Origin of the sequence: Marinobacter sp. EVN1, assembly GCF_000475375.1 — a bacterium.
Taxonomy (GTDB): Bacteria; Pseudomonadota; Gammaproteobacteria; order Pseudomonadales; family Oleiphilaceae; genus Marinobacter; species Marinobacter nauticus.
The window spans coordinates 200,603-213,161 of sequence record NZ_AXCB01000016.1 but is presented as its reverse complement, the minus strand read 5'-3'; the positions used below and the strand labels follow the sequence as shown (position 1 = coordinate 213,161).

Here is a 12,559-nt window from a genome sequence, read left to right as displayed (position 1 = left end):
CAAGGGCGGGCTAAGTTATTGAATTCATGGTGCCCGGAGGCGGAATCGAACCACCGACACGGGGATTTTCAATCCCCTGCTCTACCAACTGAGCTATCCGGGCGTGTTGAGCTGTGTGCTGCAACGGGGCGCTATTAAACCGGTTTAGGGTTTGGGAGTCAAGGCCGACCGGCAAAAATTTTCGGAAGTTTTTGCCGGTTGTTCAGGCCTTGATCAATCGTCCTGTTTTTCAGGCGGTACATAGCCTTCGGCCTGGTCGAACGGCTCGTTGTTGAAGAACCGGTCCATCTGCGCCTGCAGGTATTTCCGGTTGTTCACATCCATCAGGTTCAGGTGTTTTTCGTTGATCAGCATGGTCTGCTGGTTCTGCCATTCTTCCCAGGCCAGTTTGGATACGTTCTCGTAGATATCCTGGCCTTTGGGGCCGGGCATCGGGGGCATGGCCAGGCCTTCCAGTTCTTTCTGGTACTTGCGGCAGAATACAGTGCGGCTCATGTCGGCTCCTGTGCTGAGGTCAGTATGCCGGCATGATAACAGACCATCCGGCACCTTGGCTTGGTTACAGCAGGGTGGCTTGCTCGGGTTCCGTCAGCAGGGTTCGGATCGGGGCGGGCAGTCCCAGGCTGAGGGCTTCATCCCGGTGCAGCCAGCGCAAGCGGTCGGAATCGCCAACCTGGGTGTTGCCGGCCACGGGCAGGCGTACCGGTTGTATGTGCAGATGATAATGGCTGAAGGTGTGGCGAAAACCGCTGATGGGTTCCGGGCTGTGGCAGTTCAGCCCGAGCTCCCTGGCACAGGCGTCCTGCAGTTCATCCTTGCCGTAGGCCGGGTCAAGTTCGGGCAGGCTCCACAGGCCGCCCCAGATGCCACTGGGTGGCCGGCGTTCCAGTAAAATTCGGCCCTCTGCGTCTTCCAGGATCAGCATCCAGGTGGTTTTTTCCGGTTTTGCCTTCTTGGGCTTTGAACCGGGGTACAGGCGAATCTCGTCACGGGCGTAGGCCAGGCAGCCATCCTTCACGGGGCAGGCCTCACACCCGGGGTTGCTGCGGGTACACACCATGGCGCCCAGGTCCATGATCGCCTGAGTGTAGTCTTTGATACGGGCTTCTGGCGTGTGGCTCTCCGCGTGCACCCAGAGCTGGTTCAGCACGGCAGTCTGTCCCGGCCATCCGGGCACGGCGTGGTAGCGCGCCAGCACGCGTTTTACGTTGCCATCCAGGATGGTTGCGCGTTTTTCAAAGGCCTGGGCGACAATGGCGGCGGCGGTAGAGCGGCCAATTCCTGTGAGGCTTTCGAGTTGCTCCTGGTCGGCCGGGAATGCGCCGCCGAACTCATCCACTACCTGTTTCGCGGCCTTGTGCAGGTTGCGTGCCCGGGCGTAATAGCCAAGGCCGGACCAATGGCCGAGCACATCATCGACCGGCGCCGAGGCGAGGGCGTGCACATCGGGAAAACGGGCCATGAAGGCCTCAAAGTAGGGAATCACGGTAGTTACCTGGGTCTGTTGGAGCATGATCTCCGACACCCACACCCGGTAAGCGTTGCGGTTGTGATGCCACGGCAGGTCGTGCCTGCCGTGTTGGTTGTACCAGCGAAGCAGTTTGTCGGCGAAACGGTCCGGCATCAGTTGAACAGTCCCTTCAGGGCGTCCTTCACCTTCCCGCCGGCATCCTCGCCCAGCTTTTCTTTCAGTTTTTCCTGCACCTTCTCTTCCGCTTTTTCTTTGGCGCGATCCACTTCTTCGCGGGCTTTTGCCTTGGCAGCGTTGGCCGCAATGTCTTTCAGCGTATCCCGGAAGCGGGAGCCGTCAAACGAACACAAGCCGGCCGGGTCTTCGGCGAAGTTGCCCCGGCATTCCACCGGAATGACCACGTTTTCCACATACTCGGTCACGCGACAGGCTTCGTCCCGGTGAATTTCACCAACAATGCGCAGGCCGAGTTCGTAGTCCAGGTCGGTTTGCTCAAGATCTACGGTGCCGTTGCCCTCCAGGCGCATACCCGCAAGCGCCGCGACCAGATCGGTGTTGTTCAGGGTGTTGCCGTCGATTTTCAGTGTGCCCCGCATGTCGTTGAACGGGGTAGTCGTGCCCCAGTCGGTGGTCGTCAGGGATTCCTGGTTGGCGAGGGCGATACCCTGGCAGGCCATACGGGTCAGGTTCATCTGGCGGAACTCGCCTTCGGCCAGGTTAAAGCTGATCTCGCCGTTGGCGTTTTCACGCAGCGCAGAAATCCGGTTGCCAGTGGTATCGACAGCCACTTTCAGATTGGCACCACCAGAGAGCATGTCTACCTCGGCCAGATCGGTTAACAACGGCAGGGTCTGTACGTTGGTCACGTCCGAGCGGATTCGCCATTTCGGGTTGTCGGTACGGGCGTCGATGGTGGCGTTGGCGCCAAAGCTGCCGTAATAGAGCTTGCCGCTGAATTCGTCCACTTGCAGCAGTCCATCTTTGGCGGTAGTGCTGGCGGCGATGTCGTTGATGGTGAGGTTGCTGACAATCAGCTCGCCCAGGCCGAAATCAATGTCCAGCAGCAGGGTGCGCAGGGTGTCCAGTGGCAGCAGGTCGGTTTCAGGCTGGGATGCCCCAGCTGTTTGAGTGTTGCTGTCGGTCTGTGTTTCCCCGTTGCCTGCTCCTTGCGAATCGCCTTCGGCCGAGGGCGGCAGGTAACGATCAGCATTCAGCTTGTCACCCTCTAGGTCGAACACCAGCCCACCTGTGGCGAGGTTATAGCTGCCGCCACCGTTGAAGCGGGTATCATCCAGGGTAATGACAAGGTCAGACAGCGCGACAACGCCGGGCTCGCCACCGAGGTTGGTCGACAGCGCGATCGCTTTTAGTACTTCAGGATCCGTGGTTTCAATGGCGGGTTGTCCCAGATTGTTGAGAAGCTCCTTCAGGGAAAACTCGGAAATCTCAATGCGACCGTCCAGAGCCGGTTTGTCGCCAAAGCCTTTTACATTCAGGTTGGTATTGAGGCTGAGATTGGCCAGGCTGGCGGAGAAGTCGCTCAGGGACGCGGTTTCGTTTTCCAGGTTGGCGGCCAGGGAGCCGGCCAGTTCTGCGGTCACCGATTCGCCACCAAACGGCTCGCCCGACATACCAAATACCGCGTTCAGGCCAGATACCGCAAATTCGTTGAGCGCCTGGTTTGCCTGGATGCGGGCCTTGATGCTGCCGTCTACCGCAAACTGCGGCTGGCTGGTTTCAACGCGGAAGCGGATATCCAGGGGGAATTCGGAACCGAGGGTGATATCACTGGCGGTCACCGTGAAGTCTTCCAGCGTAACAGACTGCCCGGTGCTCAGATCGTTGTAGTGAACGCTGGCGTTACTGATTTCAACGTTCTCGACATTAAAGTTGAGAGCCTCACCGCTGGCGGATTGTGTCTCAGGCTCGGCAGTTTCCCGGGCGGGTTGTTGTTCGGCAGCATCGGTGCCAGCCTCTGCGGTGGCGGTTTGCTCCCGCATTATCCGGGTCCAGTTGCCTTCGCCCTGCTCGTTAACTTCCAGGTGGGCATCCAGGCCATTCAGCAGGAAGGTGTTTACCTGCGGAGACATGGCAATCAGAGACCAGAAATCAATCTGGGCAATCAGTTGCTCCAGTGCGACAAACCTCTCGCCGTCAAGGTTGGCCTCTACCTCATTCAGCTCCAGGCCCAGAGGAATGAAAGACCAGCCGATGTCGCCCTCCAGCATCAGGTCCAGATTGGTCTGCTTCTCAACAGCCGCTTCAATCTGGGGTTTGTAATCGTTGGGGTTGATCACCGCAACCGCAATGGCGACGGCGGCCACTGCCAGTAACAGCAGCGCAATAACGGCGTAGATCGCATAGCGGATAACTTTCATGGCTGGGTTCCTTTTCCTGTCGGCAGGCTGGTAGCCGGCGTTTTATTGCGTGAATAAAGCAAAGGATAACGCAGGGTTAGCAAATTAACAGTGCAGGAATATGACAATGCGGTAGTCTTGGTTCAAAATACACCCCCAACTTATCCGCCGGGGCAGTCAGCCCCGAGGCACAAATAAACATAAGAAGGAGTCGGCTGTGGCCATTACCGTATCGATTGAGCTGAACCGGGATCTGGAAATTCCGGCGAGCTATGATGAAGTTTTCGATCTGTTGGCAGACGTTCCCAAATCTGCCAGCCACTTCCCGAAAGTCGATAAGCTGGTGGATCTGGGCAACAATGCCTACCGCTGGGAAATGGAAAAAGTGGGCGTCGACAAACACGCTATTCAATCGGTTTACGCCTGCACCTACCACGCTGACAAAGAGGCCGGCAAGATCACCTGGTCGCCCATCAAAGGCGAGGGCAACGGGGTTGTCAGTGGTTCCTGGACCCTGAGTGCCAAGGGCGACAACGCCACCGCAGTGAAATTCCAGACCAGCGCAGAGCTGACTGTTCCCCTGCCTAGCCTGCTCAAGCTGGCCATCAGCCCGGTGATCAAGCACGAGTTCAACAGCCTCGTGGACACCTACATGGCCAACCTGAAAAAAGCGTTCTGAGCTATCAGGGTGATTGATCCGGTTGCGGGACTCCGGTTGAGTTAACAGGTATAATCCGCAAACAAAGTTTACGGTAGCAAGCCAGTTTTCAACGGAGTCTCCATGGCCGAACGCAAGGCTCGGGTAGAACGCAATACCCTCGAAACCCAGATTACCGTCGAGATCAATCTCGATGGCACCGGCAAAGCCAATTTCGACACCGGTGTGCCGTTCCTTGAACACATGATGGACCAGATTGCCCGCCACGGCTTGGTGGATCTGGACATTACCTGCAAGGGTGACCTGCACATCGACGATCACCACACCGTAGAAGACATCGGCATCACTTTGGGCCAGGCTTTCAAACAGGCCGTGGGCGACAAAAAAGGCATTCGCCGCTATGGCCACGCCTATGTGCCCCTGGATGAAGCCCTGTCACGCGTGGTCATCGACCTGTCCGGCCGCCCCGGTTTGCTCATGGACGTACCCTACACCCGAGCCAGTGTGGGCGGGTTTGATGTCGACCTGTTCGCTGAGTTCTTCCAGGGCTTCGTGAACCACTCCATGGTGACCCTGCACATCGACAACCTGAAGGGCAAGAACACCCATCACCAGATCGAAACCGTGTTCAAAGCCTTCGGCCGCGCACTGCGCATGGCGATTGAAATGGACGAGCGCATGGCGGGTATCACCCCGTCCACCAAAGGCGCCCTGTAACCGGTCACCGAAAGGAACAGACACACCATGAAGACCGTCGCCATCATCGACTACGGCATGGGCAACCTGCATTCCGCCCGCAAAGCCGTAGAGCACGTGGCCCCGGACTGCACCGTACTGGTTACAGACGATGCCGCCAAAATCCGTGAAGCTGACCGGGTGATTCTGCCCGGTGTAGGCGCCATCCGCGACTGCATGGCCGAAATGTACCGTTTGGGCGTGGTTGAGCTGGTTAAAGAAGTCTCCCGGGACCGGCCGTTCCTCGGCATCTGCGTTGGCATGCAGGCCCTGATGGCCCGCAGCGAAGAAAACGGCGGTGTGGAAGGTATCGGCCTGTTCCCGTCTGAAGTCCGCTACTTCGGCGACAACCTCACCGAAAACGGCGAACGCCTGAAAGTGCCCCACATGGGCTGGAACCAGGTGTACCAAACCCAGGACCACCCGCTCTGGCACAACATCCCGGACGGCGACCGCTTCTACTTTGTACACAGCTACTACGCCGAAGCCGAGGGCAACGCCGACATGGCCGGCCGCACTCATTATGGTGTTGACCTGGCGGCAGCGGTGGCGAGAGACAACATCTTTGCAGTGCAGTTCCACCCTGAGAAAAGTGCCCGGGCGGGGCTGCAGTTGCTGGAAAACTTTACGAACTGGACTGGAAAATGCTGATTATCCCCGCTATCGATCTGAAAGACGGCAAATGCGTAAGACTGCGCCAGGGCCGCATGGAAGACTCTACTGTATTCGGTGACGACCCCGTCGACATGGCCACCAAGTGGGTAGATGCTGGCGCTCGCCGCCTGCACCTGGTTGACCTTAACGGCGCTTTCGCCGGCGAGCCGGTAAACGGTGAGATCGTAAAGGCAATTGCCGTGAAGTACCCGAATCTGCCCATCCAGATCGGCGGCGGCATCCGCTCGGCGGAAACCATTGAGGCCTATCTGAAGGCTGGTGTGCAGTGGGTCATCATCGGCACCAAGGCGGTTAAAGAGCCTGAGTTCGTCACCGAAATGTGCAAGGAATTCCCCGGCCACATTATTGTGGGTCTGGACGCCAAAGACGGCCGCGTCGCCACCGACGGCTGGGCCGAAGTCTCTGAAGTCATGGCGGTAGATCTTGCCAAGCGCTTCGCCAACGACGGCGTATCCTCAATCGTATACACCGACATCGCCCGTGACGGCATGATGCAGGGCGTGAACGTCGAAGCCACCGCCAAGCTGGCAGAAGAAGGTGGCATCCCGGTGATTGCGTCTGGCGGCGTTACCAACATGGATGACCTCAAGCGCCTGGCCACAGTTGCCGACAAAGGTGTCATCGGTGCGATCACCGGCCGCGCCATCTACGAAGGCACTCTGGATGTGGCCGAAGCGCAAGCCTATTGCGACAGCCTGAAAAACTGAGGACTGACAATGGCATTGGCAAAACGCATTATCCCCTGTCTGGACGTCGACAAAGGCCGAGTGGTTAAAGGCGTGAATTTTGTCGATATCCGCGACGCCGGTGACCCGGTGGAAGTGGCCCGTCGCTACAATGAACAGGGCGCGGACGAGATCACTTTCCTGGACATCACGGCCAGCAGCGAAAGCCGCGATACCACCTACGAAACGGTAGAGCGCATGGCGGCGGAAGTGTTCATCCCGCTGACCGTGGGCGGTGGCGTGCGCACCGTCGATGATATCCGCAAACTGCTCAATGCCGGAGCCGACAAGGTCTCCATCAATACGGCCGCAGTCTTCAATCCCGAGTTTGTGCGCGAGGCAGCGGAGCGTTTTGGCCGGCAATGCATTGTCGTCGCCATTGATGCCAAGCGTGTGAGCGCAGAAGGCGAGGAGCCGCGATGGGAAATCTTTACCCACGGCGGTCGCAAGCCAACCGGGCTGGATGCCGTAGAGTGGGCGAAGAAAATGGTTGAGCTGGGGGCAGGGGAGTTGCTGCTGACCAGTATGGATCGTGATGGCACCAAGATCGGCTTTGATCTTGGCCTGACCCGTGCCATCAGCGATGCGGTAGTCGTACCGGTGATTGCTTCAGGTGGTGTCGGTGAGCTACAGCATCTGGCGGATGGCGTTACCCAGGGTGGCGCAGACGCGGTGCTGGCGGCATCCATCTTCCACTTCGGTCAGCACACCATTCCTGAAGCCAAAGCCTTTATGAAGGCTCAGGGCATCGAAGTCCGCGATTAATTGCTGCGTGCATAGGCAGGCCGAATGGCCTGCTTCTCACCTTCCGCAAACATCTCCCGATTACCGTTGCGCATGGCCCAGAGACCACTGACCGTGGCGATGGCAATGCCCTGTTCATCCAGCATCGGCAGGTGCTTCTCCAGATAATCCACGGTGACCTTGTGCGGGTGTCCGATACCGATGGCCGTGCCTTTTTCCCTGGCGGTCTGAATCAGCAGTTTGAACTGTTTGTCGACAAACTCTTCCGTCTGTTCGTGATCGAGAAACACGTCGCGCGTCAGGCTCGGGATGTTGTAGGCATCGGCCACACTGCCGGCGATGGAATTGGCAATGGTGCGGCTGTCGACGAAATACACCGGATAGCGGTCCAGCTCTTTCATGACCCAGTCCATGGGTTCCAGTTGCTGGGTAAGCAGGCTGCCCATGTGATTGTTCACACCGCTGACAAAGGGAATGGACTGCAGTGCCCGGCGGAGGGTGGTGGTGATGGTCGTCTCGTCCATATCCGGTGTCAGTCCGCCCGGGCCGAGACCGAAGTTGCGGGTGTTGGCCATCGGGGCGTGCAACATGATTTCCTTGGATTGGGCGTGGGCCAGCTTCGCCAAGGGAACTGTGTGGCGCCGGTAAGGCAGGAAGGCCAGTGTCAGGGGCTGGTCAAGCTTTGCCAGTCGCTCGCCCTCGTACCGATTGTGGCCCATGTCATCAATAATGATGGCAATGGTGGGCTGCTGGGGTTCACCCGGCCCTGACGCAAACGCAGCGACAGGGCTGATGGCCAGAAGCGCCAGCAGCGCGAGGGTAGAACGTAAAGTCACTGGGCGTTTTCCTGCGGCTTGCTGTCGTTCTTCCGGTTAAGGATGTGCAAGCCCTTCAGCAGGTTCAGGGCCGACCGCAGCTGATAGTCCCGGTCGGCCGCAGAAGCCTGTGCTTCCGCAGCCTGTTCTCTGGCCTTGCGGGCCTCCTCCTCATTCTCCCCTTCAAGATGACCGCTCAGGTCGGCTTCGGTGAAGAATGGTCTGCTGTCGAGTTCTTTCAATTCCGCCGGGCGCACCTCAATGTCCGGCTTGATGCCGGTGGCCTGGATGGAGCGACCATCCGGCGTGAAATAACGAGCGGTGGTCATTTTGATGGCGTGGGTCTCGTCCAGCGGGATGACCGTCTGAACACTGCCCTTGCCGAAGGACTGGGTGCCCATCACCACGGCACGTTCATGGTCCTGGAGCGCGCCGGCAAGGATTTCCGACGCGGAAGCAGAGCCACCGTTGATTAGCACGACAATAGGTGTGCCAGCCATGACGTCGCCGGGTTTGGCACTGAAGCGCAGGCGTGAACTCTGGATACGGCCTTCGGTGTAAACAATCAGGCCTTCGTCCAGCAGGGCATCCGCGGTCTCTACGGCAGCTTGCAACACACCGCCGGGGTTGTTGCGGAGGTCAATGATCAGGCCGTCCAGATCGTTGCCGTGTTCGTCTTCCAGATCGCTGAGGGCTTTCAGGAACTGCCGGCCAGTCTCGGCCTGGAATTGCGTGACACGGACATAGCCGTAGCCGTTATCGATCATCCGGGATTTAACGCTGGTGACTTTGATCACATCCCGGGTGACATCAATCTCGATAGGCGCACTTTCGCCCTCGCGCATGATGGTCAGAGTAAGCACCGTGCCGGGCTTGCCGCGCATCAGGTTGACGGCTTCTTCCAGCGACATTCCCTTCACCGGCTTTTCGTCCAGCTTGATGATCAGGTCGCCGGCTTGAACGCCCGCTTTCTGGGCCGGGGTGTCGTCGATCGGAGAGATGACTTTGACAAAGCCGTTCTCCATGCCCACTTCAATGCCAAGGCCGCCAAATTCCCCGGAGGTACTTTCTTCCAGTTCCTCGTAATCCTTGGGGGCCAGGTAGGTAGAGTGCGGGTCCAGGTCGGACAGCATGCCCTTGATGGCGCTCTCGAGCAGCTGGGTGTCGGAGACATCTTCCACGTAGGCGTCTTTGATGCGGCTGAACACTTCGGTGAACTTGCGCAGGTCTTCCAGCGGCAGTTGTTCTTCCGGGTCTGGAAGTTTCAGTTCAACCCGCTCGCCACTCTGAATGGAGTCCAGAATCTGCTGGGTCTGAGCGTCCTGATCCTGTGCCAGGGCCAGTCCGGGGGCTGTGAAACAACAGGTGGCAAGAATCATGGTGCGCAATGGCGAGGTCTTGAGTGTACTTCTGGCCCGTTTCATTCACATATCCTGTTTTGTTTCCAATAGTTGGACTGGTTCCTGACCCGGACAGTATGGCGCCCGCAACGCCGTTTGTCAGCCCTGTTATGGCTTGCCCAGCCAGCTCCTGGGATTCACGGGTTTGCCGTTGCTCCGTACCTCGAAATACACGGCCGGGTCCTCGGTGCCGCCGGTGCGTCCGGCCAGGGCAATGGTCTCGCCCGGGCGCACCCAGTCACCGGGGGTTGTGAACAGGCTGCTGCTGTGGCCGTAAAGGGTCATGTAGCCATCGCCGTGATCAATGATGGTGATCAGCCCGAACCCGCGCAGCCAGTTGGCAAATACCACCCGGCCATAGTGCACGGCCTTGATTTCGGCTTCTTCGGCGGTGTTCATCAGGATGCCGTTACGGCGCAGTTTGCCATCGGCGTACACGGCGCCGTAATTGCTGACTACCCGCCCTTTTGCGGGCCAGGGCAGTTTGTCGCGGCGGGATTTGAACGGACTGGATTCGTTCGGGGCCGGAATGCTGGCAATGGCCTGCTGCACCTCTTTCAGCAATTGCTCCAGGCGCTGGCGATCGGCTTCCAGGGATTGGCGCTCGCTACGGCGGTTCTGGATGTCGTCATTCAGGGCGGCCAGTGTTCTGGCCCGATCCTGCCGGCTCTGGGTCAGTTGCTGCTGGCGCTGTTCCAGATCGGCTTCGGTCTTGGCCAGTTCGGTGCGGGTGGCCTGAACGGCGGCGCGGGCGGCTTTCAGTTCCTGAAGGCTGCGCTGGAACGCTTCCAGGCGGGAGACGGTATTCTTGCTCAGGTATTCGTAGTAGGTCAGGGTGCGGGCAACTTCGCCGGGCTCAATCTCGTTCAACAGCACTTTCAGAGCCGGCGCGTCGCCTTCCATCCAGGCTGCCCGGATCTGTAGTTTCAGGTTTTCCCGTTGCTGTTCGAGGGTATTGGCCAGCTCGCTTTCCTGGGCGCGAAGCTCGGCCAGGCGCTCCTGCTGTTCCCGGACCTGCTGCCGAAGGGTACGGCGTTCCTTGGTCAGGGTGCTGATTTTGCGCTCGGTGGCCGTCAGTTGCTGTTCAAGGGTTGACCGGTCTTCTTCGGCATCGGCCAGCCAGCGGTCGATGTCGGCGATACGCTCCTTCAGCGCCTCGACCTGTTCGGGGGTCACATCCTGCTGGGCGCCCAAAGGTGCAGCCCCCAATGTGAGGGCCAGCACCATGACGGTCAGTTTACGCAACACCTTTACCGGCGGAGCGATCAGTCGAACTCGACCAGGCTGTGCCCGGTCATTTCCGAAGGCTTTTCGGTACCCATCAGGGCCAGCAGCGTCGGTGCGATATCGCACAGGCTGCCGTCATCCCGGAGGTTCACCTTGCGGTGGCCGGTGTAAACCAGAGGCACGGGGCCAATGGTGTGGGAGGTGTGTACCTGGCCGGAGTTGGGGTCGGTCATCTGCTCGCAGTTGCCGTGGTCGGCGGTAATCAAGGCTTCGCCACCCACTTCATCCAGGGCCTCAACCACACGCTGCACACACTGATCCAGGCACTCGGCGGCCTTGATGGCGGCGTCCAGCTTGCCTGTGTGGCCAACCATATCGCCGTTGGCGTAGTTGCAGACGATCAGGTCGTACTTGCCGCTCTTGATGGCTTCAACCAGTTTGTCGGTAACCTCCGGTGCGCTCATTTCCGGCTGCAGGTCGTAGGTGGCCACCTTGGGAGATGGCACCAGAATGCGATCTTCACCTTCAAAGGGAGTTTCCAGGCCGCCATTGAAGAAGAAGGTCACGTGGGCGTATTTCTCGGTCTCGGCAATGCGCAGCTGAGTTTTACCTTGCTTCGCCATGTACTCGCCCAGGCCGTTGGCCAGTTGCTCGGGCGGGTAGGCGCAGGAGGTTTTGATGTCAGCGGCATATTCGGTGAGCATCACGAAATCTGCCAGTTCCGGGTGCTTGCGGCGGTCGAAACCGTCGAAGTCTTGCTCTACGAAGGTGCGGGTCATTTCCCGGGCGCGGTCGGCACGGAAGTTCATGAACAACACGGCGTCGCCGTCATTGATGATGCCCTCGGGCTCGCCATCGGCCCGGATGTGGGTGGGCTTCACGAACTCGTCGTTCTCGCCACGCTCATAGGCCTGCTCCAGAGCCGCCACCGGGTCGTCGCTGATGAACTCGGCTTCGCCCAGGGTCATGGCGTTATAGGCCGCTTCCACGCGATCCCAGCGGTTGTCCCGGTCCATGGCAAAATACCGGCCAACGATGGTGGCTACCCGGCCAACGCCCAGGCTTTTCATTTTCGCGGCGGCTTTTTCCAGAGAAGGGCGGGCACTGCGTGGTGGCATGTCACGGCCATCCAGGAAGGCATGGATGTAAACTTCTTTGGCGCCACGGGCTGCAGCCAGCTCAGCTGCCGCCAGAATATGATCTTCATGGCTGTGGACGCCGCCCGGAGACAGCAGGCCCATCAGGTGTACGGCCTTGCCATTGGCAACAGCCTTGTCGATGGCGTTGCAAAGGGCCTCATTCTTCTGGAAATCGCCATCTTCGAGATCTTTGTCGATGCGCGTCAGGCTCTGATACACCACGCGGCCGGCGCCGAGATTCATATGGCCCACTTCGGAGTTGCCCATCTGGCCCTGGGGCAGGCCAACAAACATCCCTGAGGTGTTGATCAGGGTTTTCGGCTGGTTCTGCCAGATCCTGTCCCAGAACGGGGTGTTGGCATTGGAGATGGCATTGTCTTCCGCCGGGTCACGGTGGCCCCAGCCGTCGAGAATTATCAGTGCAGTGGGCTTGCGCGTCTCGGTCATCGTGTCGTCCGCTTGGTTGCAAAAAGAACAAAATTTGAGTGGGGCAGATTGTAACCGTTTTCATTTACTCAGACCACGCGCGTTCGCTGAAGCATTGCTCATGATCACGATGTGCTGGCGCTATCATGGCGGGGCGACTGCCTTCTGTGAGCCGGTGTGGGTGTGT

Annotated in this window: 12 protein-coding genes and 1 tRNA gene; 5 read left to right on the top strand and 8 right to left on the bottom strand. The window is 59.1% G+C overall.

The genetic code is table 11. From position 1 onward, the window contains the following. Positions 1 to 27: 27 nt before the first annotated feature. From Q674_RS28830 to Q674_RS28815, 4 genes are all read right to left on the bottom strand, one after another. Positions 28 to 103: transfer RNA gene (locus tag Q674_RS28830), tRNA-Phe, on the bottom strand. A 110-nt stretch (positions 104 to 213) separates the two neighbouring features. Then, positions 214 to 495: an oxidative damage protection protein gene (locus Q674_RS28825; RefSeq protein ID WP_023008639.1), complete on the bottom strand. Its 282-nt coding sequence runs from the start codon at positions 493 to 495 to the stop codon at positions 214 to 216. Between the two features lie 64 nt (positions 496 to 559). Continuing rightward, positions 560 to 1,624 carry an A/G-specific adenine glycosylase gene (gene mutY, locus Q674_RS28820; RefSeq protein ID WP_023008638.1) on the bottom strand — a complete coding sequence of 355 codons (1,065 nt, stop codon included), beginning with the start codon at positions 1,622 to 1,624 and terminating at the stop codon, positions 560 to 562. Continuing rightward, a complete protein-coding gene (locus Q674_RS28815) occupies positions 1,624 to 3,849 on the bottom strand; it encodes an AsmA family protein (protein WP_023008637.1) in 2,226 nt (741 codons plus the stop codon). The genes mutY and Q674_RS28815 overlap by 1 nt, the downstream gene beginning before the upstream one ends. 196 nt (positions 3,850 to 4,045) lie before the next feature. On the opposite strand from Q674_RS28815, the gene Q674_RS28810 reads away from it, so the two are divergent. The 5 genes from Q674_RS28810 (at position 4,046) to hisF (ending at position 7,386) form a co-directional block, all read left to right on the top strand. Further along, positions 4,046 to 4,507, top strand: coding sequence for an SRPBCC family protein (locus tag Q674_RS28810; protein ID WP_011786616.1), 462 nt, complete (start codon positions 4,046 to 4,048; stop codon positions 4,505 to 4,507). 102 nt (positions 4,508 to 4,609) lie between these two features. Beyond that, positions 4,610 to 5,203, top strand: a complete 594-nt coding sequence (gene hisB / locus Q674_RS28805) for an imidazoleglycerol-phosphate dehydratase HisB (protein WP_011786615.1) — start codon at positions 4,610 to 4,612, stop codon at positions 5,201 to 5,203. 27 nt (positions 5,204 to 5,230) lie between these two features. After that, the gene (hisH, locus tag Q674_RS28800; RefSeq protein ID WP_023008636.1) at positions 5,231 to 5,872 is read left to right on the top strand and encodes an imidazole glycerol phosphate synthase subunit HisH; all 642 of its coding nucleotides are present in this window, start codon (positions 5,231 to 5,233) and stop codon (positions 5,870 to 5,872) included. Further along, positions 5,866 to 6,603, top strand: coding sequence for a 1-(5-phosphoribosyl)-5-[(5-phosphoribosylamino)methylideneamino]imidazole-4-carboxamide isomerase (gene hisA, locus Q674_RS28795; protein WP_023008635.1), 738 nt, complete (start codon positions 5,866 to 5,868; stop codon positions 6,601 to 6,603). The genes hisH and hisA overlap by 7 nt, the downstream gene beginning before the upstream one ends. 9 nt (positions 6,604 to 6,612) lie before the next feature. Next, the gene (hisF, locus tag Q674_RS28790) at positions 6,613 to 7,386 is read left to right on the top strand and encodes an imidazole glycerol phosphate synthase subunit HisF (RefSeq protein WP_023008634.1); all 774 of its coding nucleotides are present in this window, start codon (positions 6,613 to 6,615) and stop codon (positions 7,384 to 7,386) included. Here the strand turns inward: hisF and Q674_RS28785 are convergent. The 4 genes from Q674_RS28785 to gpmM all read right to left on the bottom strand — a co-directional run bounded on the left by Q674_RS28785 (position 7,383) and on the right by gpmM (position 12,393). After that, positions 7,383 to 8,201 (bottom strand): divergent polysaccharide deacetylase family protein, encoded by an 819-nt coding sequence (locus Q674_RS28785; RefSeq protein ID WP_014422528.1) that lies wholly within the window; start codon positions 8,199 to 8,201, stop codon positions 7,383 to 7,385. The genes hisF and Q674_RS28785 overlap by 4 nt on opposite strands. After that, the gene (locus tag Q674_RS28780) at positions 8,198 to 9,604 is read right to left on the bottom strand and encodes a S41 family peptidase (protein WP_014422527.1); all 1,407 of its coding nucleotides are present in this window, start codon (positions 9,602 to 9,604) and stop codon (positions 8,198 to 8,200) included. The genes Q674_RS28785 and Q674_RS28780 overlap by 4 nt, the downstream gene beginning before the upstream one ends. An 84-nt stretch (positions 9,605 to 9,688) precedes the next feature. After that, positions 9,689 to 10,789, bottom strand: a complete 1,101-nt coding sequence (locus Q674_RS28775) for a murein hydrolase activator EnvC family protein (protein WP_081698931.1) — start codon at positions 10,787 to 10,789, stop codon at positions 9,689 to 9,691. 56 nt (positions 10,790 to 10,845) lie between these two features. Next, complete coding sequence (gene gpmM, locus Q674_RS28770) at positions 10,846 to 12,393, bottom strand: 2,3-bisphosphoglycerate-independent phosphoglycerate mutase (protein WP_023008632.1); 1,548 nt, start codon at positions 12,391 to 12,393, stop codon at positions 10,846 to 10,848. Positions 12,394 to 12,559: the final 166 nt, after the last annotated feature.